Genomic DNA, 22606 nt, shown 5'->3' on the forward strand with positions numbered 1-22606 from the left:
ACGCCCGGACCGAGTTGCCTTCTGGCTTGACGAGGCCTGAAGATTGGCCCTGTCAATTCCAGCAGGAATAGTTGTCGGCAAGCGAGCTGCGGCAATGCTGCATCCGACAGGATTCGAACCTGTAACTTTGTGCCGCGGACATGCCCATTAAGGTCGAAGCCACCACCCGAGACGGCGAACTCCGGATATCCCTGTCTAATGCCGGAGAGCCCATTCCGCACGAGACAATGCAGGGGATCAGCATTAAGGCATATAATCCTCCCGTTGCGGCGAGCCCCTTCAACGGAGAATCGCCATGACTCGAAAGACCCTCGCCGACACTCTGTCCGCCCGCGAAACCATCTATGTCAATTGTGCGCACCCGATGTGCTGCAAATCGACGAAACTTTACATCCAGGCGCTGATTGACAGGCTCGGCCATGACCACGGCTCGATGCATGACGACTTGGTCGGGCTCTTTGTCTGCTCAAATTGCAAGGCTGCCGGCCGTGACCGACCTTCTTCGCATGCATTCCTTACGAAGGCCATCAGCGGGCGCGCAACTGGAAGCCAACTTTCGAACGAAGGGGCTGAAAGTGGCCGGCGCCGCTTGGGGGGCGTTGGGGTAGATTGCCTGTAGGCGCCGGCGGGGCGGATTGGGGTCCGCAGACGCGAATCCTGGGGGCTGCCCTGCGGTTTTTTCCGGACACTCCGATACCCAAGCAAAGTCAACAAAGGGGCGGCGGCATGGTGGCCGAGCTTCATCGTTTGCGGACGTTAGGAACGGAAAGGCCGCAACTCACAAAGCGAAACAATAACAGACGCTTAAGTGGGTATCTGGCGGAGAGAGCGGGATTCGAACCCGCGTTACGGTTTCCCGTAAACACACTTTCCAGGCGTGCGCCTTCAACCACTCGGCCACCTCTCCGTCTTTAGCATTTTCGACGCGGCCGGTTTCGCCACGCGGGTTGGGGAGATGCATCTCCTTTGGGATTCCGGCCGAAATTGCGGCCGCGGGCGCCGTCAACCAGCGGATACCCTTCCCTGCACCTGAGCCGTCAAAGCAACAGGCGCGGGGCTCATCTAGTCGATCCGGTGCCGAATGCCAAGACATAACGATAGTCTATTCGCTTTGCCGGATACTGATGCTCACCCCAAGTTACCGGAGCACCCGTAGGGAGCCTATCGAAAGGGGCGGCCGAGGTGTGCTCGCCGTCCGGCGCGTCACCGGCTCCGGCGCAAACCGGCGGTCGCGGGTTCAACTTCGCGTGCCGCGATTGCAGGCGAAGCAAGTAGATCCTATTTAACAGTCCACACGACAGTCTGATAATCTCCTGGGGAGGAAGGGTCCGGATGTTCCGCTTCATCTTTCGTCTCGCTGCAATGGTCGCGCTGTCGGTTTCGATCATCATGGCCGTGCTCGATGCGACCCGGTCGGTGGCGGCTTCGGCGCTGGTGATGACACCGCTTAATTCCAGCTGGCTCGCGGTCTCGCCGGATACGCGCAGCGCCTTCGAAAGCTTCGTCCGCGACAAGGTCAATCCGCTGCTGTGGGACGGCGCCATCGCCTGGGTGCTCAGCCAGCCCGGCTTCGCCGTGTTCGCGGTGCTGGCGTTCATTCTTTACGCCATCGGCTACAGGCGGCAGCGCGCCAGCGGGCGGTTCGCCGCGACCTGACATTTCCAGCCTGACCCGGTGTTCCCGTACCGGAGAGGCTCAACCAAGAAGAAAAGGAAACCGCACTATGTTTCTCAGCGACATGCTGAACAAGAAGCTCAACCTGCCGAAGCCCTCCGAGGCGCTGCCCGGCCGCGACCGGCCGATCCCGACCGCATCGAAGCACTTTGTCTCGAACAGGCCGCTCAAGGGTCCTTATCCCGAAGGGATGGAAACGGCGATGTTCGGGCTGGGTTGCTTCTGGGGCGCCGAGCGCCTGTTCTGGCAGGTCGAGGGCGTCTGGGTCACGGCGGCCGGCTATGCCGGCGGCGTCACGCCCAACCCGACCTACCAGGAAACCTGCACCGGGCTTACCGGCCATGCCGAAGTCGTGCTCGTCGTCTACGATCCCAAGATCGTGTCCTATGCCGAGCTTTTGAAGCTGTTCTGGGAAAGCCACGACCCGACGCAAGGCATGCGCCAGGGCAATGATGTCGGGACGACCTACCGCTCGGCGATCTATACGTTCAACGACGCGCAGTACCAGGCGGCGCTCGCCTCGCGCGATGCCTATGAGGCTTCGCTGCGCGGTGCCGGACGCGGCAAGATCACCACCGAGATCGCACCGGCGCCGGAATTCTACTTCGCCGAGGAAGACCACCAGCAATATCTGGCGAAGAACCCCTACGGCTATTGCGGCCTGCAGGGGACCGGGGTCTCCTGCGCCATTCCGGCCGCCGTCTCCGCCTGATTTATGCCCCTGACGCAAGGAACATGCTAGGGCGCCGCGATGCGGCGCCATGCTTTTCCAAAGGGTCAAAATTCCACGTGAATTTTGTTTCGTGCCGTGCCAGATTGACCCGAAGCGGGAGGAAGACACTCCTGCCTGACGCTGCATGCCTGCCGGAGAACCGGGCCGGCATGCGGTGCATAATGGACAAATAACCGACAGGGGTGTGGATCACATGAAACGTATCGTTCTCGGCCTTATGGCCGCAGCTGCAATGGTTCTTCCGGCCTTCGCCGCGGACATTCAACCCGCGATCCTCTATGATCTCGGCGGCAAGTTCGACAAGTCGTTCAACGAGGCATCCTTCAACGGCGCTGAAAAGTTCAAGACCGAGACCGGCATCCCCTATGTGGAATTCGAGGTCAGCAATGCCACCCAGCGTGAGCAGGCGCTGCGCCGCTTCGCCGAGGACGGCCGCAATCCGATCGTCATGGCTGGCTTCTCCTGGGCCGACGCGCTTGACAAGATCGCCACCGAGTTCCCCGACACCAAATTCGCCATCATCGACATGGTCGTCGACAAGCCCAATGTCCGCTCCCTGGTCTATAAGGAGCAGGAAGGCTCGTATCTCGTCGGCGTGATGGCGGCGATGGCTTCCAAGACCAAGAAGGTCGGCTTCGTCGGCGGCATGGATATTCCGCTGATCCGCAGGTTCGGCTGCGGCTATGTCGGCGGCGCCAAGGCGGCCGGCGCCACCGACGTCATCCAGAACATGACCGGCGATACGCCGGCAGCCTGGAACGATCCGGCCAAGGGCGGCGAGATCGCCAAGACGCAGATCGACCAGGGCGCCGACGTAATCTACGCAGCGGCAGGCGGCACCGGTGTCGGCGTGCTGCAGGCAGCGGCCGACGCCGGCAAGCTCGGCATCGGCGTCGATTCCAACCAGAACGGCCTGCAGCCCGGCAAGGTGTTGACCTCCATGGTCAAGCGCGTCGACGTTGCCGTCTATAACACCTTCATGGATGCCAAGAACGGCAAGTTCACGGCGGGCGTCAACGATCTCGGCCTCAAGGAAGGCGGCGTCGACTACGCCATGGACGACAACAACAAGGCGCTTGTCGACGACGCGATGAAGGCAGCGGTCGAAAAGGCCAAGGCCGACATCATCGCAGGCACCATCAAGGTGCACGACTACATGTCGGACAATGCCTGCCCGTATTGATTGATCGACATTGCAGATTGACGAGCCGCCGGGTGAAAGCCCGGCGGCTTTGCATTGTCAGCCGCTCACCAGTGCGGCGGCTTGGTCACCGGCACGTCGGGTGCGGCCTGTTCCTCCAGCGCCAGGAAGCGCTCGGCCAGCGCGTCGAGCTTGCGCTGCATGCGCTCGATCACCTTCCACTGCTCGGCGATCTGGCCTGACAGTTCCTCGATGGTCTTCTCCTGCTCGGCGGCGCGGATTTCCAGCGTCGTCAGCCGGTGGTCGGGCATGTCGTCGGGCATGGTCATCTCAAATCCTCGATCAGGCGATTGTGCAGGCTGCGGCCACGTTGGAAATTGACAAGCACGGCGGGATTTGTCGAGAGTGAACCCTGCTCCGGGCAATTGGCATAGACCCAATTGGCACAGACTGGGCGTCATGCTAGGCGTTTGACCAAGCGGTAAAAAATAACAATGGGAACAGGCTGCATGGCGCAAGCCGCAATCGAGCTGATCGGCATCGACAAGAGCTTTGGCGCCGTGCGCGCCAACCGCGACATCAATCTGGAGATTATGCGCGGCACCATCCATGGCATCGTCGGTGAAAACGGCGCCGGCAAGTCGACGCTGATGTCGATCCTCTATGGTTTCTACCAGGCCGATTCCGGCGAAATCCGTGTCGGCGGCCAGCCGGCATCGATCAAGACACCGAATGATGCGATCGCGCTTGGCATCGGCATGGTGCATCAGCATTTCATGCTGGTCGACAATTTCTCGGTTCTGGAAAACGTCATTCTCGGCGCCGAAAGCGATGCACTGCTGAAGAAGAGCATCGCCAAGGCGCGTTCCGAGCTGGAGCGGCTCGAGCGCGAATACGGGCTCGAAGTCGATCCCGACGCCATCATCGAGGAGTTGCCGGTCGGCCTGCAGCAACGCGTCGAAATCCTCAAGGCGCTCTATCGCGGCGCCGAAATCCTGATCCTCGACGAGCCGACGGGCGTGCTGACGCCGGCCGAGGCCGACCATCTGTTCCGCATCCTCAGGCAGCTGAAGGAGCAGGGCAAGACGATCGTGCTGATCACCCACAAGCTGCGCGAGATCATGGCGATCACCGACACCGTCTCGGTGATGCGCCAGGGCACGATGGTGGCGACACGCGAAACTAGGAAGACCACGGTCGAGGAACTGGCGGAGCTGATGGTCGGCCGGCGCGTGCTGCTGCGCGTCGAGAAGGGCGAGGCGAAGGCCGGCGGCGTCAAGCTCGCGGTCAAGAACCTGACGGTCAAGGATTCCCGCGGCGTCACTATGGTCGACGACGTCTCCTTCGACGTCCATGCCGGCGAGATCGTCGGCATTGCGGGCGTCGCCGGCAACGGGCAGTCCGAATTGCTCGAGGCGATTTCCGGCATCAGGCATGCCGTTTCGGGCTCGGTCATGCTCGACGGCAAGCCGATCGACCTCACCGGCGCCGCCGACCCTGGCGAGCTGCGCGAGCGCGGCCTTGCTCATGTGCCGGAGGACCGCCATCACGTCGGGTTGGTGCTGGCCTTCGAGGAGAACGAGAATTCGATCCTCGGCTATCAGGACGACGAGCGCTATCTGAAGGGGCCGTTTCTCGACATCGACGCCATCCGTGACGATGCCCGGGACAAGATCGTCAAATATGACATCCGCCCGGCGGACTGCCGCCTCAAGACCGCCAATTTCTCCGGCGGCAACCAGCAGAAGATCGTGCTGGCGCGGGAAATGGAACAAGATCCCGGCGTGTTGATCGTCGGCCAGCCGACGCGCGGCGTCGATGTCGGCGCCATCGAATTCATCCACAAGCGCCTCATCGCCATGCGCGACCAGGGCAAGGCGGTGCTGGTGGTTTCGGTCGAACTCGACGAGATCCGCTCGCTGTCCGACCGCATCCTGGTGATGTTTGCCGGCCGCATCGTCGGCGAACGCGGCCCCGACGCGACCGAGGGCGAGCTCGGCCTGCTGATGGCCGGCGTCGAGCAGCGCGAGGCGGCGGAATGAGCACTCCCTATGCCAAGCTGCCGGCCTGGGCCGACTACGTGCTGATCCCGCTGATCAATCTGTTCGTCGCCTTCGTCGTTGCCGGCTTCGTCGTCATATTGGTCGGTGAGAACCCGTTGCGCGCGGCTGTCATCCTGGTCGAGGGCGCCTTCGGTCGCGGCCAAGGCATCGCGTTCACGCTTTTCTATGCCACCACCTTCATCTTCAGCGGGCTTTCGGTGGCGGTTGCGGCGCATTGCGGCCTGTTCAACATCGGTGGCGAGGGCCAGGGCTATATCGCCGGTCTCGGTATCGGCATTATTTGCCTGGCCTTCGACAGCGTGCTGCCCTGGTGGCTGACCTTCCCGATCGCCATTATCGCCGCCGCGGCGATGGGCGCGCTGTGGGCGCTGATCCCGGCCTATCTGCAGGCCAAGCGCGGCTCGCACATCGTCATAACCACCATCATGTTCAACTTCATCGCCGCCAGCGTCATGGTCTATGCGCTGGTGGGGATGCTGAAGCCGCCCGGCTCGATGGCGCCGCAGACGCGCACCTTCCTCGAAGGCGCGCAATTGCCGAAGCTCAACTGGGTCATCGAATTGTTCGGCGCCAAAATCCGTTCGGCGCCATTCAACGTCAGTTCCCTGCTGGCGCTAGCCATGGCCTTTCTGGTGTGGATGCTGATCTGGCGCACCAAGCTCGGCTACGAGATGCGCACCTATGGCCACAGCCCGAAAGCGGCGCGTTATGCCGGGATTTCGGAGATACGCATTATCATCATTGCGATGATGATCTCGGGCGCGTTGGCCGGCATGATGGCGCTCAACCCGACGATGGGCGACCAGCACAATGTCGCGCTCGAATTCGTTTCGGGCGCTGGTTTCGTCGGCATCGCGGTGGCGCTGATGGGTCGCCTGCACCCGGTCGGCATCGTGCTGGCGGCGATCCTGTTCGGCATGCTCTACCAGGGGGGCGCCGAACTCGCCTTCGAAATGCCGGCGATCAGCCGCGACATGATCGTCATCATCCAGGGCCTCGTCATCCTGTTCGCCGGCGCGCTCGAGCATATGTTCCGACCCTATGTCCAGGCGTTGTTCGCCTCGCTCAGCCCGAAATCGGTCGGCATGGAAGCGGTCAAAGGGAAGGGCGCCTGAGATGGATTTCTTCAACGCCATCGTACAAGTCCTGGACTCGACCATCCGCCTTTCGGTCCCCTTGCTGCTCGCCTGCCTCGCCGGCCTCTATTCGGAGCGGGCCGGCGTCTTCGACATCGGGCTCGAGGGCAAGATGCTTGTCGGCGCCTTCGCCGGTGCGGCCGCCGCCTCGGTCTTCCACTCGGCCTATATCGGCCTCGGCATGGCCATCCTCATCTCGGTTGCCTTCGCGCTGATCCACGGCTTTGCCTCGATCACCCATCGCGGCAACCAGATCGTTTCCGGCGTCGCGATCAATTTCATTGCCGCCGGATCGACGATCATGCTCGGCCAGGCCTGGTTCCAGCAAGGCGGGCGCACGCCGGCGCTGGCTGCCGGCGAGCGCTTCGAAGCAATCATCTGGCCGGGCGCGGATGCGCTCAGGGGCGTTCCGATTCTCGGACCGATCTATTCGGAACTCATCTCCGGCCACTCCGTGCTGGTCTATCTCGCCTTCCTGGCCGTGCCGTTCACCTGGTGGGTGCTGTTTCGCACCCGCTTTGGGCTCCGCCTGCGCGCTGTCGGCGAGAACCCGGCCGCGGTCGACACCGCCGGCATCTCGGTCGCCTGGCTGCGCTACCGGGCGCTGATTTGCACCGGCGTGCTCACCGGCATTGCCGGCGCCTATCTGTCGATGGTGCAGAATGGCGGCTTCGTGAAGGACATGACCGCCGGCAAGGGCTACATCGCGCTGGCCGCGCTGATCTTCGCCAAATGGAAACCGGTCAACGCCATGTTCGCCTGCCTGCTGTTCGGCTTCCTCGACGCCGCGTCGATCCGCCTGCAAGGCACGCCGCTGCCGCTGATCGGCAAGGTGCCGGTGCAATTCATGCAGGCGCTGCCCTATGTGCTGACCGTCATCCTGCTTGCCGGCTTCATCGGCAAGGCAATCCCGCCGCGCGCCGGCGGCGTGCCTTATGTCAAGGAACGCTGATCTATCATGGCTCATGATCTGTTCGAAGCGGCGAAAGCCGCCATGGCCAAGGCCTATGCGCCCTATTCGAAATTTCCGGTCGGCGCGGCGTTGCGCACCGAGGACGGCCGTGTCTTCACCGGCGCCAATGTCGAGATCGCGTCCTATCCTGAGGGCTGGTGCGCCGAAACCACCGCGCTCGGCCACTACGTCATGGGCGGCGGCGGCAAGATCACGGAAATCGCCGTGATTGCCGAACGCGTGGCAAAATGCTCGCCCTGCGGCGGCTGCCGGCAGCGGCTGGCCGAATTCTGCCGGCCGGAGACGAAGTTCTATCTCTGCGATGACAGCGGCGTGGTCGAGACCGTGACCATGGGCGAGTTGTTGCCATACGGGTTTGAAGGCGATGTGCTGAAATGAAGGAAGCGCTCGATCACCTCGTCGAAAGGCTGGATGGGCTGGCGCCGACCACCGCCTTGGTGCTGGGGTCAGGGCTTGGCGGGCTCGTCGACCAGGTCGAGGATGCGGTGCGCATCTCCTACGCCGACTTGCCGGGGTTTCCCCGAAGCGGCGTCAGCGGCCATGCCGGCGAGGTGGTGGCGGGGCTCTTTGCCGGCACGCCGGTGCTGATGCTGTCCGGCCGCGCACACTATTACGAGCACGGCAACGCAGCGGCGATGCGGCCGGCGCTGGAAGTGCTCGCCGGCCTCGGCATCTCCAGGCTGATCCTCACCAACGCCGCCGGTTCGGTCGATCCCGGGATGGGGCCGGGCTCGGTAATGCTGATCACCGACCACATCAATTTCTCGGGGTCCAACCCGCTGATCGGCGAACCGAGCGACCGCCGTTTCGTCGGCCTGACCGAAGCCTATGACGCCGATCTCCGCTCCGCCATCGAGCGGGCGGCGAAGGCGACCGGTACCACGCTGCACAAGGGCGTCTATATGTGGTTCTCCGGCCCATGCTTCGAGACGCCCGCCGAGATCCGCATGGCGCGCGTCATGGGCGCCAACGCGGTCGGCATGTCGACGGTGCCGGAGGTCATTCTCGCGCGCTTCCTCGGGCTGCGCGTCGCCGCGTGTTCGGTCGTGACCAACCTTGCCGCCGGCATGACCGGAGCCGAGCTGTCACACCAGCAGACCAAGGACATGGCGCCGGTCGGCGGTGCGCGGCTGGCGACCATCTTGCAGCGTGTTTTTCAAGACGGGCTTCCGGAGCACAGGGTCGACGCCTGATGCTTCCCCAGGAAATCATCCGCCGCAAGCGCGACGGGCAGAAGCTGTCGGCTGAGGAGATCGCGTTCTTCATCGAGGGCCTGACCGCCGGCACCGTTACCGACGCGCAGGTCGGCGCCCTCGCCATGGCGATATTCTTCAACGGCATGAGCCGCGACGAGGCGGTTGCGCTGACTATGGCGATGCGCGATTCCGGCGATGTGCTCGACTGGTCGGATCTGCCCGGCCCGGTCACCGACAAGCATTCGACGGGCGGCGTCGGCGACAATGTCTCCTTGATGCTGGCGCCGATCGTCGCTGCCTGCGGCGCCTATGTGCCGATGATTTCCGGCAGGGGTCTGGGCCATACCGGCGGCACGCTGGACAAGATGGATGCCATCCCCGGCTATGTCAGCCAGCCGGATGTTGCGCGCTTCCGCAAGACCGTGCTCGAAACCGGCTGCGCCATTATCGGCCAGACCGCAGACCTCGCACCTGCCGACGCCAGGCTCTACGCGATCCGCGATGTGACGGGAACGGTCGAATCGGTGCCGCTGATCACCGCCTCGATCCTGTCGAAGAAGCTGGCGGCCGGCCTTGGTTCGCTGGTGCTCGACGTCAAGGTCGGCAACGGCGCCTTCATGGAGAGATCGCGCGACGCAACCGCGCTGGCCAACAGCCTGGTCGAGGTCGCCAATGGCGCCGGCCTGAAGGCATCGGCGCTGGTCACCGGCATGAACGAGCCGCTGGCCTCCGCCGCCGGCAATGCGGTCGAGGTCCGCAACGCAGTCGATTTTCTCACCGGCCGCTTTCGCGACCGGCGGCTGGAGGACTTGACGCTGGCGCTGGCCGCCGAGATGCTGCAATCGGCAGGCCTGGTGTCGTCCAACCAGGACGGCCTGCGCCGCGCCGCCGAGACGCTGGCCGGCGGCCGCGCCGCTTCCATCTTCGCGCGCATGGTGGCGGCACTGGGTGGTCCCGCCGACTTTGTCGACAATCCGGAAAAATATCTGCCGAAAGCGGCAACGGAATTCGCGGTCAAGGCGAGCGCGAACGGCTTTGTCTCCGGCATCGCGACGCGCGAGATCGGGCTTGCCGTGGTCGGGCTTGGCGGCGGGCGGACGCGGCCCGACGACAGGATCGATCACGCCGTCGGCATCACCAGGCTGTTGCCGGTCGGCGCCGAAGTGCGCGCCGGCGAAGCGCTCGCACTGGTCCATGCCCGCAATACCGGGGATGCCGAAGCGGCCGCGGCCGTCGTGCTTTCGGCCTATATGATCGGCCCTTCCAAACCGGCCACGGAGAAAACCGTCATCCGGCGGATCCTGCCGCGCGGATAGAGCCCATTCCGATGGTATCGGATCGGCTCTATCTTTCTTTGGACCATGATCTTGTCCGACGACCGGTGCCCTTTTCGCTGGCGTGGACCTGCGGTTCAGGATCATTGCCTACTGGACCAGCAGCAGCGTGCCGTCTTCGACCTGGTATTTTTCGAGCCGCTGCAGAAAGCTCATGCCGATCAGGTTGGTGTGCAGCGCCCTGTCGTCGAGCACGACGGCCTCGACGCCCTCGACGGTGATCCTGCCGATCTGCAGGCGATCAATCGTCACCACGGCGGCCTTGATCGCACCGTTGGCGGTGTTGACCTGATGGCTGAAGTCCGTCGGATTGAGCGAGATGCCGATCCTGCGCGCGGTCGAACTGTTGATGGCGACGAGCGTCGCGCCGGTATCGATCATGCCGTCGATCTGTCGGCCGTTCAACTTGAAGACCGACATGAAATGCCCGCGCGCGTCCGCGGTGACGACGACCTTGCGGCCGAGCGGCTGCGGCGTCGCCGGCCTGTCCCGAACGGCGGCGAGATTCAGGTCGGTTTGGGTGTCGGCCTGCCTAGCTCCGATGGCGGATTTCAACAGCCGCTCGATTGCCTGTGAATTGGACTGATATACGATCGGCAGCGATGCCGACGTTCCGGCAAACACGCCAAGGATGAGAAGCTTGCGCAGCATGGACCGGCCTTTGTGGTTGCCGATCCTTAGTCCGACATGGTGTTTGCCGCTTTAACGAATACGGAAACCAGCCGTTTGCGTAAACAATCGGTAAACGGATCTATTTGGTGCCGTACATGCGGTCGCCGGCATCGCCAAGGCCGGGCATGATGTAGCCCTTCTCGTTGATCTGGCGGTCGATCGAGGCGGTGAAGACGGGAACATCGGGATGCGCGTGGGTGAACCGCTCAAGGCCCTCTGGTGCCGCCAACAGGCAGAGGAAGCGGATGTTGGTGGCACCGCGGCCTTTCAGCTTGTCGATGGCCGCGATCGCCGAATTGGCGGTCGCCAGCATCGGGTCGACGACGATCACCAGCCGGTCGGCGAGGTCGCCCGGCGCCTTGAAGAAATACTCGACCGCCTCCAGCGTCTCATGGTCGCGGTAGAGGCCGATATGGGCGACACGCGCCGCCGGCACCAGATCGAGCAGGCCTTCGAGCAAGCCGTTGCCGGCGCGCAACACCGAGGCGAAGACCAGTTTCTTGCCCTCCAGCGTCGGCGCCTCCATCGTCTCGATCGGCGTCTCGATCGTCGTCGTCGTCAGTTCCAGGTTGCGGGTGACCTCGTAGCCGAGCAGCAGCGAGATCTCGCGCAGCAGCCGCCGGAAGCCGGCCGTCGAGGTCTCTTTCTTGCGCATGATGGTCAGCTTGTGCTGGACCAGCGGATGGTCGACGACGGTGACGCCCTTCATGGTGTTCTCCAACTGCGCAAGTGAATGGTCAATGGTGAATAGTGAATAGTGAACTGGTTTGCGAGTCCTTGGTTGCGCGGCAAAGCTCGCGGTTGACGGACCGAAGCGCCGGGTGAGCCATTCACCATTCACCTGCCCTTGGCGCCGAGCCTGCCGAGCAGCACCGCCCTGGTCTTCCTGTCGACGAAGGCTGCCTCGATGGCCGTCCTGGTGACGGCGGTGAGCGCCTTGTCGTCCATCGCAAAATGCTCGGCGGCGATGTCGTATTCGCGTTTCAGCGAGGTCCAAAAATAGGGCGGGTCATCGGAGTTGAGCGTCACCTTGCAGCCCGCCGCCTTCAAGGCGGGAAAGGGATGGTCGGCGAAACTGTCAAAGATTTTCAGCGCGATGTTGGAGCCGGGGCAGCATTCGAGCACGACGCCTTCGTCGGCGATGCGCCGCACAAGATCGGGGTTCTCGATGGCGCGCACGCCATGGCCGATGCGAGACGGGCGGATGTGGTCGAGTGCCGCCTCGACGCTCTCCCAGCCCATCAATTCGCCGGCATGCACGGTGATGCCGAGGCCGGCCTCGCGGGCGATCTCGAAGGCCCTGACATAATCTTCCAGGTCGCCTATACGCTCGTCGCCGGCGACGCCGAAACCGGTGACCAGCGGATGCCCACAGCGGGCGGCGAAACGTGCCGCCCGTTCGATCGATTCGACACCGAAATTGCGCACGCCGGTGACGATCATGCGGCCTTCGATGCCGGTCTTCGCCTTGGCGCGGGCCATGCCTTCGCCGAGCGCGTCGGTATAGGCCTTCGGCGACAGCCCGGCCTTGCTTGCATGGTCGGGCGAGGTGAAAACCTCGGAATAGATGGCGCCGTCGCGGGCGAGGCTGGTCAGATAGTGATCGGCCAGCCGCGCATAGTCTTCTTCAGTGCGGAACAGGTCCGACGAGAAGTCGTACGCGGCGAGGAAAGAGGTGAAGTCGTGCCAGACGAAGGAGCCGTCCTGGATGTAGGGCGAGGCATCCTTGCCGTATTTCTCAGCCTGGCGGAGGACGAGTTCAGGCGCCGCTGCCCCTTCGATGTGGCAGTGCAGTTCTGCTTTCAAAGGCATTCAATTATCCCGTCAGGCTTTTTTCTTATGACGCAAGTTCCTGTCGGAACCGTGTGACACTTTTCCGGAACCTGCTTCGAAGCGCGGCCGAACACCGCGCCTTAAACAATAGCGCCCGCACCATCGATCGGCTATGGTCCCGCCGATTTTATGGCGGATCAAAACGATGTCGGTTGAAAGAACCACTGCTGCGGGCGGCATGGAAACCTCCTATGGTTTCAAGCGGGTAGGACCAGGCGACAAGCAGTCCCTGGTCAATGATGTTTTCCACAAGGTGGCGAACCGCTACGACCTGATGAACGACCTGATGTCGGCCGGGTTGCATCGGTTGTGGAAGGACGCCATGGTTGCCTGGCTCAATCCACCGAAGCGGCCGGGCTGGAGCGTTCTCGACGTTGCCGGCGGCACCGGCGATGTCGCCTTCCGCATCGTCGAGGCGAGCGGCAAGCACGCTCATGCAACGGTTCTCGATATCAACGGCTCGATGCTCGCCGTCGGCCGCGACCGGGCCGAGAAAAAGGGCCTGTCGGCAAATACCGATTTCGTCGAAGCCAATGCCGAGGAACTGCCTTTTGCCGATGCTACTTTCGACGCCTACACCATCGCTTTCGGCATCCGCAACGTGCCCCGCATCGATGTGGCGCTTGCCGAAGCCTATCGCGTGCTGAAGCCCGGCGGGCGCTTTCTCTGCCTTGAATTCTCCGAGGTCGAGATGCCGCTGCTCGACAAGGTCTACGAAGCATGGTCGTTCAACGCCATCCCGCGGATCGGCAAGATGGTGACCGGCGATGGCGAGCCATATTCCTATCTGGTCGAATCGATCCGCAAATTTCCCAATCAGCAGAATTTCGCGACGATGATTTCGCGCGCGGGCTTCGAGCGCGTCTCATTCCGCAACTACTCCGGCGGCATCGCCGCGCTCCACTCGGGCTGGAAGCTTTGAAGCTGGCCCGTATCTTTCGTACTCAATGTGCTCTTCGCCGGTCTAGGAAATCGGCGGGGCAAAGCCAGCCATGAGCAGCATCGGCGCTGGTTTCAGGCTCGTGCGGGCCGGCTGGGTGCTGGTCCGCGAGGGTGTCATCGCGGCTTTGCCCGGTGACGAGCTCTTCGGCTTGCCGAAATTCGGCTGGCGCATGGCCCGGCTGTTCACCCGCCGTCGCGCGCTTGCCTATGAGCGTGGCGACAGGCTGGCCAAGGCGGTCGTGCGGCTCGGCCCGTCTTACGTCAAGCTCGGCCAGTTCCTGGCGACACGGCCGGATGTCGTCGGAAACGATATCGCGCTTGATCTTGCCATGCTGCAGGACAAGATGCAGACGTTTCCGAAGGCCGAGGCTGTCGCCGCGATAGAGGCCTCGCTCGGACGCAGGGTCGACGAGCTCTATGTCAGTTTTGGCGAGGCCGTCGCCGCCGCCTCGATCGCCCAGGTCCATACCGCCGAAATCCTGCAGAACGGCGTCGTTACCCGGGTGGCGGTGAAGGTCATCCGGCCGGGCGTGCGCCGCCGCTTCTTTCGCGATCTCGAGAGCTATTTTCTCGCCGCCCGGCTGCAGGAAAAATACATCCCGTCGTCGCGCCGGCTGCGGCCCGTCGAGGTGACCGAGACACTGGCCCAGACGACCAAAATCGAAATGGACCTGAGGCTGGAGGCGGCGGCTTTTTCGGAGCTCGGCGAGAATACCAAGGACGATCCCGGCTTCCGTGTGCCGTCGGTCGACTGGGAGCGCACCGGTCGTGACGTGCTGACCATGGAATGGGTCGACGGCATCAAGATGAACGATATTGCCGGCCTAGCCGCCGCCGGCCACGACCTGAAGGCGATTGCCGCCAACCTCGTTCAGTCGTTTCTGCGCCATACGCTGCGCGACGGTTTCTTCCATGCCGACATGCACCCGGGCAACCTGTTTATAGAAGCCGACGGCACCATCGTCGCCGTCGATCTCGGCATTGCCGGCCGGCTCGGCAGGAAGGAGCGCCGGTTCCTCGCCGAAATCCTCTACGGCTTCATCACGCGCGATTACCAGCGCGTCGCCGAAGTGCATTTCGAGGCCGGCTACGTGCCGCGCCAGCACAACGTCGCAGCTTTCGCCCAGGCGATCCGGGCGATCGGCGAACCCATCCACGGCCAGCCGGCCGAGACCATCTCGATGGCCAAGCTGTTGACGCTGCTGTTCGAGGTGACCGACCTGTTCGACATGGCGACGCGATCCGAACTGGTGCTGCTGCAGAAGACCATGGTCGTTGTCGAAGGCGTCGCCCGCACACTCGATCCGGCCTTCAACATGTGGAAGACGTCGGAGCCGGTGGTCAGCGGCTGGATTGCGCGCAATCTCGGCCCGCGCGCGCTGCTGGCCGATGCGCGCGACGGCGCCAACGCGCTGCTGGCGCTGGCCCGTCAGGCGCCGGACCTCGCAGCCCGTACCGAGCGGCTGTCGCGTGAGATCGACCTGATGGCCGAAAACGGCCTGCGCTTCGACGAGGGGACGGCGGACGCGATCGGCAAAGCCGAGGCGCGCCACACCCGCTCCGGCCGGCTGGCGCTGTGGGTGATCGCGCTGACGCTGGTGTATATCGCCTGGAAGCTGCTCTGATTGCAATGACAGCAGTGCTGTCATTGCAATCACGCCGCTTGTCGCTTATGTTAACGGCGAGCAGCTACGCTATGAGCACTATCACAATCCGTAATCTTGATGACGAAGTGAAGCAGGTGCTGCGCGAACGCGCTGCCGCGCGCGGCGTTTCGATGGAGCAGGAAGCGCGGGATGCCTTGCGCAAAGTGACGATCCCCGAGAGCAAGCTCCAGAACGGGGAGTGGCGGCTGAAAGCGTCACGTGACGAGATCTTGGCGCTCGGACGGAAATCAGAACACCCCATTGACCTCAAGGCGCTTACTGATCACATGTGGGATGAGGGACTTCTGTGACCGTTGCAGTTGATACGTCTGCGTTAATCGCAATCATCGGCGCAGAGCCGGATGCGGCTGCATTCGTCGATGTTTTCGGCACCTCATCTGCTGTACTGATAAGCACTGCAACACTTCTGGAGGCACATTGTGTGGCGAACCGGTCCGGCGGTGGCATCAACCCCGCCGAACTTCAGGTGCTCATCGATCGCCTCGAACTGACGGTCGTTCCTTTTGATCTGGCTCAGCTCGAGGTCGCACGACTTGCCTACTCTCGGTACGGTCGCGGATCCCGCCATCGTGCTGACCTCAACATGGGCGACTGTTTCGCCTATGCCCTGGCCAAGACCCGAAACCTGCCGCTACTTTTCAAGGGTGACGATTTCATCCATACCGACATCGAATCGGCGCTGAAGCCGGCATGACATTGGACAAGAACTGGCCTCGGGCATGACCCTCTCCAGCAAGCGCATCCTGCTCATCATCGGCGGAGGCATTGCTGCCTACAAGGCGCTCGACCTGATCCGTCGGCTGCGCGAGCGCGGTGCGGCAGTGCGGGTGGTGATGACCGCCGCGGCGCAGGAATTCGTCACCACGCTGTCGGCCGGGGCGCTGTCCGCCGACCATGTTTTCACCGAACTGTTCGACCGGCAGGACGAGCACGATATCGGCCATATCAGGCTGTCGCGCGAGGCCGACCTTGTGGTCGTGGCGCCGGCCACCGCCGACCTGATGGCAAAGCTCGCCAATGGCCATGCCAACGACCTTGCCTCGACCGTGCTCATCGCCACCGACAAGCGAGTTTTGATGGCGCCGGCGATGAACCCGAAAATGTGGGCGCATCCGGCGGTCCGCCGCAACCGTGCGGCGCTGAGCAAGGACGGCGTCGCATTCGTCGGCCCGGCGAAGGGCGAGATGGCCGAGAGCAACGAGGTGGGCGAGGGCCGCATGGCCGAGCCGCTGGAGATCGTCGCCGCGATCGAGGCGCTGCTCGACGGCCGGCCAAAGCCGCTGGCAGGCAGGAAGATCATTGTCACCTCCGGGCCGACGCATGAGCCGATCGACCCGGTCCGCTACATCGCCAACCGGTCGTCGGGCAAGCAGGGCCACGCCATTGCGGCGGCGCTAGCCAGGCTCGGCGCCGATGTGCGTCTCGTCTCCGGTCCGGTCGGCATTGCCGATCCGGCCGGCGTCGCCACGCTGCACGTCGAAACGGCCGTCGAGATGAAGGACGCGGTCGAGCAGCTGCTGCCGGCCGACGCGGCAGTGTTCGTCGCGGCTGTCGCCGACTGGCGCACTCAAAGTTCGGCCGGGGAAAAGATCAAGAAGGTGGCGGGCGAGGGGCCGCCGGCGCTGCGGATGGTAGAAAATCCCGATATTCTTGCCGGTGTCGGGCATCACAAAAAGCGGCCGATGCTGGTGGTCGGTTTCGCTGCGGAGACGCAGGATCTGGTCAGGAACGCCGAGGCCAAGCTTGCAAAAAAGGGGGCCGATCTTATCGTCGCCAATGATGTCTCGCATGAAGATGGTGCTCCGGGCGTGATGGGCGGCGACCGCAACAAGGTACGGATCGTCTCAAAGGCCGGCGTCGAGGAATGGCCAGAGATGAGCAAGGATGAGGTGGCGACGCGGCTCGCGGCACTGATCGCCGAGCGGCTGAAGACGGTCGTCGTCTAGTCAATCTCCCCTGCGAGGGGGGAGATCGGCAGCTTCGCTGGCGGCGCCCCCGAAATCCGCAAGGCGGCAAGGCATCCCAGGATCCCGAGCGGGATAAACGCCAGGAACAGCCAGGCAGCGACGTTTGCCGCGGCCTCGCGGTTCAGGCCCTCTGAAAAGCCGCTGGCGTTGGCTACGATGCCGGTCAATGCCGCACCCACGGCATAGCCGATGCGCTGCATGGTCGGCACGGCGGCCGAGGCGATCGTCTGCTCGCCCTCCCGCGCCGATGCCACGATTACGCGCGTGACGAACGGCCAGGCGATGCCGAAGCCGCCGCCTTGCAACAAGGCACAAAGCAGGATCAGCGGGATCGAGCCCGCCGGCACAGTATAGGCGAAACCGGCAACGCCCGTGGCGATCATCAGCGCACCGCCGACAATGATCAGCCGCTCGCGTTCCGGCGGCGCATTGGCGACGAGGATCGACAGGATCGACCAGGCGATCGATTCGCCGGCGATGATGTAGCCGGTGGTCAGGATCGGGATGCCGTGCAGGCTGGTCAGCAGCAGCGGTCCGTAGACGGTAAAGGAGCAGGTCGCCACCGAGAACGCCGCGACCATGGTCATGCCCGCGCCGACCGGCGAGCGCCATGAGAACAGCCGCGACGGGAACAGGCGCGAGCGCGGCTTCAGTGCGTCGATATAGATAAACAGCGCCAGGCCGATCAGGCCGAGGCTGAGCAGCAGCGACGAGCGCAGCAGGGCGATGTCGACGCCGGCGGTGGCTATCAGCACGACGCTGACGGCGAGGCAGCCAAGAGCCGCCAAGGGGAAGGGCGGCGCCGAGCCGCCGGTCGCCTGCGGCCTTGTTGCTTCAGGTGTATCGAGCACGAGGAAGCTTGCCAGCGCCATGGCCGTGCCGCCGAGGGTGAAGACGCCGAAGGCCCAGCGCCAGGACAGCAATTCGGTCATGACCGCGCCGAGCACCGGCCCGCTGAAGGCGGCGACACCCCAGACCGCCGACATGACGCCGAAAAGCTGCGGCCAGATCGCGCGGGCAAACAGCCGCTCGACCGAGACGAAGGCCAGCGACACCAGCGCGCCGCCACCGAGCCCCTCGATCAGGCGGCCGCAGAGGAACAGCGGCATCAAAGGCGCGGCGGCGCAAACCAGCGCGCCGCCGGCATAGAGCATCGCGGCGACCATCATGTTGGTGCGCAGTGCGACATAGCTCACCAGCCGTCCGGCGGCCGCACCGGCAACGATGGCGCCGAGCTCGTAGATCGCCAGCGACCAGCCCACCAGTTGCACGCCGGCGAGCTCGCCGACCATGGCCGGCATGACCGTTGCCACCATCGTTTCGTTGGTGGCGTGCAGCAGGATGCCGAGGCTGATGAAGCAGAAGCGCGCCAGATCGCCGCTCGCCCACAGCGCGCGCCAGTCGACCCTGTTTGTGCTTGTCTTGGTCATCCGGCCCCCCAGGCTTTCTTAGACGCTGGTCTAAAGTATTGGAGCGTTCTTCACGTCCAAATGAGTACATGCCGCAGTATGGGAGGACTTCTAGAACCTCAACCGCAGTTGAGATCAAGCGGCTTTGATCGCCGTTGGCGTGGCGGATTTCAAATTGTGCGATGGGGGACGATCACGAAGCGTTGAGATTCTGGTCAGACCGAAGACAAGCAATATTGGATCGCCGCAATCTTCGGTCACGATAACGGCATGAACACAGTTGCCATGCCGTGATCTTCGAGCGCCGCAACTTTGAACATCAGGGCGGCCCATTCTCCGCGGAGTGGGCCTGCCGGAAACTATGAGCCTTCGGCAGCTATTCGCAGGCCGACACCTACGCTCCCCGCCGCTCGGGAGCCATGCTACGCCGCTATTTCAACGAGTGGATCAGATCCAGCGAGGTGACGGCGACCGCCAGGTTGACGCCGGTCTGTGCCTGGACACTGAGCGGCTGCAGCGAAAAGGCGCTGTCGAGGCCGCCGACCAGGAGATTGGCGCCGCCACCGGTGACCACGCTGGCCTCGGCGTTCACGCCATAGTAGCTGCCGGCAAGGTCGCCTTCATCGTGGTTGCGGGTCGCCGCCAGAACCGCCCATACCAGCTGGCCCTGATGCGTCCGGCCGACATCGACGCCGAGCTTGGAAATCACCCCGGTATAGACTTCGGAGGGGCCGCCACGATGTGGACGAAAGACACAGGAAACACCCTTGTTGGAGGTGACGAGATAGGCCGTGCCGCCGTCGATGGTGCAGTCGAGCACGCCGAGCTGGAGCTTGCTGGCGCTGGCGGGAGCGGCAACGACGGTCGTCGCGAGAGCGGCGGCACAAGCGAGTTTCTTGATCATGGCAGGGTCCTTTCGAAATTGCCTTGTACAAACGGCTGAGCACGCCGAGCGTTCCGCCGAAAACTTGGCGCCAGCAACGCAAGGGTAAACGCAGGGTTGTCGGGGCGCGGAAAGGGCCGCCCGATTAACCGGCCGCTCAGCCGGTGCTGGTGCGGGCCAGGCCGTCCTTGGCCGGCTGGTAGGTCGGATTGAGGTGCACGGCCTCGCGGTAGGATTTCGCGGCCCTGACCTTGTCGCCGCGCCGCTCGTAGATCAACGCCTGGTTGGACCAGGCCTCGGCATTCTTGCCGTCGAGCTTGATGGCCATGTTGAAGTCGGCGAATGCATTGTCCTCGTCGTTCATGGCCAGGTAGGAGAGGCCGCGCCCGTTGTAGGGCTCGGAGGCGTCCGGCGCCAACGAAATGGCAGTCGAGAAATCCTCGATGGCAAAGGCGTGCTGGCCCTGGCTCTGGTAGATCAGGCCGCGATTGTGATAGGCGCGCGCGTCGGTCGTGTCGAGCTGGATGGCCTTCTGGAAATCGTTGAAGGCTTCCTGCACCCGGCCCGCCCTGCGGTAGAGATTGCCGCGGCCGATATAGGCGGCGTCATAGTTGGGATTGATCTGGATCGAGCGGTTGTAGTCGGCAAGCGCGCTCGCCTGGTCGCCGAGGAAGCGCTGGATGAGCGCGCGATTCGAATAGGCCTGGTAAAAATTCGGATTGAGCTGGATGGCGGTGTTGAAGTCCTTCAGCGCCGCCTGGTACTGGCCGCCGCGGCCATAGGCCGAGCCGCGCACATTGTAGGCTTCCGGATCCTGGGGGTTGCGCTGGATCACCGCCGATAGCGAGGAGATGTTCTCGCTCGAGGCTTGCGCCTTGTCGATGTTGTTGAACTCGCCGGTCGGAACGCTCTGGCAGCTGGCAAGCGCCATCCCGGAAAGCAGGGCTGCCGTCAGGGCGAGGCCGCGCCACGCGGTTCTGCGCTCTACGGTAATTGCGTCCATGTCTGCCCTGTCCTTACTGCGCCGTCTGGTCCGTTCCCCCTCCGAACCGGCATCTCTCCCAACCGGTCCTTTCGGACCGGGTCTACATCACAACAAAAAAGGTGGCGGCGATTCCGCATCGCGCCACCCTGGATATCCTTGGAAAAGGACGAAAAATTGGCGTCAGAACCGCGGCGGACGCGGGGCACCGGCACCGGCAGCACCGGCCGCGACCGGACGCGGCGTCATCGGCAGCAGGCCTTCGCGCTGGGCACGCTTGCGGGCCAGCTTGCGGGCACGGCGCACGGCTTCCGCCTTTTCACGGGCGCGCTTCTCGGAGGGCTTCTCGTAATGTCCGCGCATCTTCATTTCGCGGAAGATGCCTTCGCGCTGCATCTTTTTCTTGAGCGCGCGAAGCGCCTGATCAACATTGTTGTCGCGGACGAGTACCTGCACGGGCAATCCTGTCTTTCGGGTTTGAAATCAACAGGCAAGCGGCCATAGCCACAAGCCTCCGCGGCGCGTTACACCACGAATTGGGGCGGCTGATAGCAGAATCAAGGCGCTCTGTCCACTGCCGATTGAGTGGTGGTGCCGACCCCGAAACGAAAAACCCGCCTCAGCGGCGGGTCGTTGGTCTGAATCAGCACCATACCGAGTTTACTAGCATAGCTGCCGGCACAAAGCAAGAACAAAATTCGCCTTGGGCCAGATAGGCGACGCTACGCCGTGGCCAGGTGGAGCTGCTCGAAACCCTCGAAGAACTCGCCGTAGTCGCAGGTTATCTCCTCGCCGGCGGCGATGTCGCGGGTCGCAGTGGCCCCGCCATATTGCGAAAAGTCGGTGTTCGGTTTGTCGGCGTGGTTCATGAAGCGGCCATTGTCGACCTCATAGACCATGAAGCCCGGCCGGTCCGGACTGGGATAGGCATATCTGTCGAGCAATTCCTTGAGGTGCGGCGGCGCCGTCTCGTATCTTTCCACCTGGATCAGCCGGTCGAAGTCCGGATCGAGCCGCCAGATCTGCGCCCCTTTCCGGATCGGCTCGGCGGCGAACACGCCGACGCCTTCGATTGCGCTTGCGGCGATATAGGTCCTGATCAGCAGCATGTTTCCAACCCATCTTCGAGGAGAAGACGGAATCGTCAAATCGCCGGGAAAAGCAAGACCGGTTTTCAGGCATTGCGGCTGGCGGGCCTCACCGACCGCGAAACGCTTCACGTGCGGGTGATCGAGACGCCGCCGTCGGCGAACAGGGCCGCGCCGGTGGTGAAGCTCGATGCATCGGAAGCCAGATAGAGCGCCGAGCGGGCGATCTCGTCAGGCTCGGCGACGCGCTTCAAGGCATGCAGGTTTTCAACGAAGGCTCGCGATTCAGGGGTCTTGAACGTTGCCGAAGGCGTGTCGGTGCCGCCCGGCAGCAGCGCGTTGACCCGCACGCCTTTGGCGCCATATTCGGCGGCCAGCACCTGCGTCAATCCGATCAGTCCGGCCTTGCTCGCGGCATAGCTGGTCATGCCGGGCATGCCGACCGTGTGGCCGACAAAGGTGGAGGTGAAGATCAGCGATCCGCCGCCGCGGTCGACCATCGCCGGCACCTGATATTTTGCGCCGAGAAAGGCGCTGGTCAGGTTGGTGTCGAGCGTCTCGCGCCAGCCCTCCAGCGACAGCTCCGAAACCGGCCCGGTCTTGCCGACCGAACCGGCATTGTTGAAGGCGATGTCCAGCCCGCCGAATTTCTCGACCGCGAGGTCGACCAGGGCCTTCGCGTAGGCTTCGTCGCGGACATCGCCGGCAAGGGCGATGGCGGTGCCGTCGGCGTCTTCGATTTCGGCAACCAGCGCGTCAAGCTCCGCCTTGCGGCGGGCAGCGACGACCACCTTGGCGCCTTCCTCCGCAAACAGCTTGGCCGTGGCGCGGCCGATCCCGGAACTGGCGCCTGTGACGAGGGCAACTTTGTTGGCAAGTGTGAGCATTTTCCTGCATCCTTTTCGCGCCGGCC

24 protein-coding genes and 1 tRNA gene are annotated in these 22606 nt (G+C 63.6%); 14 read left to right on the plus strand and 11 right to left on the minus strand.

The annotated features are described in order from the left end of the window. Window positions 1–817: 817 nt before the first annotated feature. Window positions 818–907 (minus strand) — tRNA-Ser (locus tag NKJ72_RS16005). A gap of 425 nt (window positions 908–1332) precedes the next feature. Here NKJ72_RS16005 and NKJ72_RS16010 point away from each other — a divergent pair. The 3 genes from NKJ72_RS16010 to NKJ72_RS16020 all read left to right on the plus strand — a co-directional run bounded on the left by NKJ72_RS16010 (window position 1333) and on the right by NKJ72_RS16020 (window position 3590). Further along, entirely contained in the window at window positions 1333–1656 is a 324-nt protein-coding gene (locus tag NKJ72_RS16010; RefSeq protein WP_352478108.1) for a hypothetical protein, read from the plus strand. 67 nt (window positions 1657–1723) lie between these two features. Further along, window positions 1724–2386: a peptide-methionine (S)-S-oxide reductase MsrA gene (gene msrA, locus NKJ72_RS16015; RefSeq protein ID WP_352478110.1), complete on the plus strand. Its 663-nt coding sequence runs from the start codon at window positions 1724–1726 to the stop codon at window positions 2384–2386. Between the two features lie 214 nt (window positions 2387–2600). Further along, window positions 2601–3590, plus strand: coding sequence for a BMP family lipoprotein (locus tag NKJ72_RS16020; protein WP_254816859.1), 990 nt, complete (start codon window positions 2601–2603; stop codon window positions 3588–3590). Window positions 3591–3655: 65 nt separating this feature from the next. On the opposite strand, the gene NKJ72_RS16025 is transcribed toward NKJ72_RS16020, so the two are convergent. Continuing rightward, window positions 3656–3877: a SlyX family protein gene (locus NKJ72_RS16025; RefSeq protein ID WP_352478113.1), complete on the minus strand. Its 222-nt coding sequence runs from the start codon at window positions 3875–3877 to the stop codon at window positions 3656–3658. A 180-nt stretch (window positions 3878–4057) separates the two neighbouring features. Between NKJ72_RS16025 and NKJ72_RS16030 the strand changes: the two genes are divergently transcribed. From NKJ72_RS16030 to deoA, 6 genes are read left to right on the plus strand one after another with little or no spacing between them, the layout of a single operon-like run. Then, entirely contained in the window at window positions 4058–5590 is a 1533-nt protein-coding gene (locus tag NKJ72_RS16030) for an ABC transporter ATP-binding protein (RefSeq protein WP_352478115.1), read from the plus strand. Beyond that, entirely contained in the window at window positions 5587–6726 is a 1140-nt protein-coding gene (locus NKJ72_RS16035) for an ABC transporter permease (RefSeq protein WP_352478116.1), read from the plus strand. The genes NKJ72_RS16030 and NKJ72_RS16035 overlap by 4 nt, the downstream gene beginning before the upstream one ends. Window position 6727: 1 nt before the next feature. Further along, on the plus strand, window positions 6728–7699 hold the full coding sequence (locus NKJ72_RS16040; RefSeq protein ID WP_254816863.1) for an ABC transporter permease: 972 nt from the start codon (window positions 6728–6730) through the stop codon (window positions 7697–7699). A gap of 6 nt (window positions 7700–7705) precedes the next feature. Next, window positions 7706–8098 carry a cytidine deaminase gene (gene cdd, locus NKJ72_RS16045; RefSeq protein WP_023675315.1) on the plus strand — a complete coding sequence of 131 codons (393 nt, stop codon included), beginning with the start codon at window positions 7706–7708 and terminating at the stop codon, window positions 8096–8098. Continuing rightward, window positions 8095–8913, plus strand: a complete 819-nt coding sequence (locus NKJ72_RS16050; RefSeq protein WP_352478118.1) for a purine-nucleoside phosphorylase — start codon at window positions 8095–8097, stop codon at window positions 8911–8913. The genes cdd and NKJ72_RS16050 overlap by 4 nt, the downstream gene beginning before the upstream one ends. Continuing rightward, window positions 8913–10232 carry a thymidine phosphorylase gene (gene deoA, locus NKJ72_RS16055; RefSeq protein WP_352478120.1) on the plus strand — a complete coding sequence of 440 codons (1320 nt, stop codon included), beginning with the start codon at window positions 8913–8915 and terminating at the stop codon, window positions 10230–10232. Before NKJ72_RS16050 ends, deoA begins: the two co-directional genes overlap by 1 nt. A gap of 108 nt (window positions 10233–10340) precedes the next feature. Here the strand turns inward: deoA and NKJ72_RS16060 are convergent, their stop codons facing one another. The 3 genes from NKJ72_RS16060 to NKJ72_RS16070 form a co-directional block, all read right to left on the minus strand. After that, window positions 10341–10901: a TIGR02281 family clan AA aspartic protease gene (locus tag NKJ72_RS16060; RefSeq protein WP_352478122.1), complete on the minus strand. Its 561-nt coding sequence runs from the start codon at window positions 10899–10901 to the stop codon at window positions 10341–10343. 100 nt (window positions 10902–11001) lie between these two features. Next, window positions 11002–11631, minus strand: a complete 630-nt coding sequence (upp, locus tag NKJ72_RS16065; RefSeq protein ID WP_352478124.1) for a uracil phosphoribosyltransferase — start codon at window positions 11629–11631, stop codon at window positions 11002–11004. Window positions 11632–11759: 128 nt separating this feature from the next. Then, window positions 11760–12734 carry an adenosine deaminase gene (locus NKJ72_RS16070; protein ID WP_352478126.1) on the minus strand — a complete coding sequence of 325 codons (975 nt, stop codon included), beginning with the start codon at window positions 12732–12734 and terminating at the stop codon, window positions 11760–11762. Between the two features lie 166 nt (window positions 12735–12900). Between NKJ72_RS16070 and ubiE the strand changes: the two genes are divergently transcribed. From ubiE to coaBC, 5 genes are all read left to right on the plus strand, one after another. Then, window positions 12901–13677: a bifunctional demethylmenaquinone methyltransferase/2-methoxy-6-polyprenyl-1,4-benzoquinol methylase UbiE gene (gene ubiE / locus NKJ72_RS16075; protein ID WP_352478128.1), complete on the plus strand. Its 777-nt coding sequence runs from the start codon at window positions 12901–12903 to the stop codon at window positions 13675–13677. Between the two features lie 70 nt (window positions 13678–13747). After that, window positions 13748–15322 (plus strand): 2-polyprenylphenol 6-hydroxylase, encoded by a 1575-nt coding sequence (gene ubiB / locus NKJ72_RS16080; protein ID WP_352478130.1) that lies wholly within the window; start codon window positions 13748–13750, stop codon window positions 15320–15322. Window positions 15323–15393: 71 nt separating this feature from the next. Further along, window positions 15394–15654 carry a FitA-like ribbon-helix-helix domain-containing protein gene (locus NKJ72_RS16085; protein WP_254816871.1) on the plus strand — a complete coding sequence of 87 codons (261 nt, stop codon included), beginning with the start codon at window positions 15394–15396 and terminating at the stop codon, window positions 15652–15654. Further along, window positions 15651–16058, plus strand: coding sequence for a type II toxin-antitoxin system VapC family toxin (locus NKJ72_RS16090; RefSeq protein ID WP_352478132.1), 408 nt, complete (start codon window positions 15651–15653; stop codon window positions 16056–16058). Before NKJ72_RS16085 ends, NKJ72_RS16090 begins: the two co-directional genes overlap by 4 nt. 25 nt (window positions 16059–16083) lie before the next feature. Continuing rightward, complete coding sequence (coaBC, locus tag NKJ72_RS16095; RefSeq protein WP_352478134.1) at window positions 16084–17310, plus strand: bifunctional phosphopantothenoylcysteine decarboxylase/phosphopantothenate--cysteine ligase CoaBC; 1227 nt, start codon at window positions 16084–16086, stop codon at window positions 17308–17310. On the opposite strand, the gene NKJ72_RS16100 is transcribed toward coaBC, so the two are convergent. The 6 genes from NKJ72_RS16100 to NKJ72_RS16125 all read right to left on the minus strand — a co-directional run bounded on the left by NKJ72_RS16100 (window position 17307) and on the right by NKJ72_RS16125 (window position 22580). Beyond that, entirely contained in the window at window positions 17307–18761 is a 1455-nt protein-coding gene (locus NKJ72_RS16100) for an MFS transporter (protein ID WP_352478136.1), read from the minus strand. The two genes, coaBC and NKJ72_RS16100, sit on opposite strands and share 4 nt — an antisense overlap. A 409-nt stretch (window positions 18762–19170) precedes the next feature. Then, window positions 19171–19644 carry a DUF992 domain-containing protein gene (locus NKJ72_RS16105; protein WP_254816875.1) on the minus strand — a complete coding sequence of 158 codons (474 nt, stop codon included), beginning with the start codon at window positions 19642–19644 and terminating at the stop codon, window positions 19171–19173. Window positions 19645–19780: 136 nt separating this feature from the next. Continuing rightward, complete coding sequence (locus NKJ72_RS16110; RefSeq protein WP_352478138.1) at window positions 19781–20626, minus strand: tetratricopeptide repeat protein; 846 nt, start codon at window positions 20624–20626, stop codon at window positions 19781–19783. Window positions 20627–20788: 162 nt separating this feature from the next. After that, window positions 20789–21061, minus strand: coding sequence for a 30S ribosomal protein S21 (rpsU, locus tag NKJ72_RS16115; RefSeq protein WP_023675331.1), 273 nt, complete (start codon window positions 21059–21061; stop codon window positions 20789–20791). Window positions 21062–21327: 266 nt separating this feature from the next. Continuing rightward, a complete protein-coding gene (locus NKJ72_RS16120) occupies window positions 21328–21714 on the minus strand; it encodes an SET domain-containing protein (RefSeq protein ID WP_352478139.1) in 387 nt (128 codons plus the stop codon). 107 nt (window positions 21715–21821) lie between these two features. Next, on the minus strand, window positions 21822–22580 hold the full coding sequence (locus NKJ72_RS16125; protein WP_352478140.1) for an SDR family oxidoreductase: 759 nt from the start codon (window positions 22578–22580) through the stop codon (window positions 21822–21824). Window positions 22581–22606: the final 26 nt, after the last annotated feature.

This window comes from Mesorhizobium sp. M0045 (assembly GCF_040323385.1).
Taxonomy (GTDB): Bacteria; Pseudomonadota; Alphaproteobacteria; order Rhizobiales; family Rhizobiaceae; genus Mesorhizobium.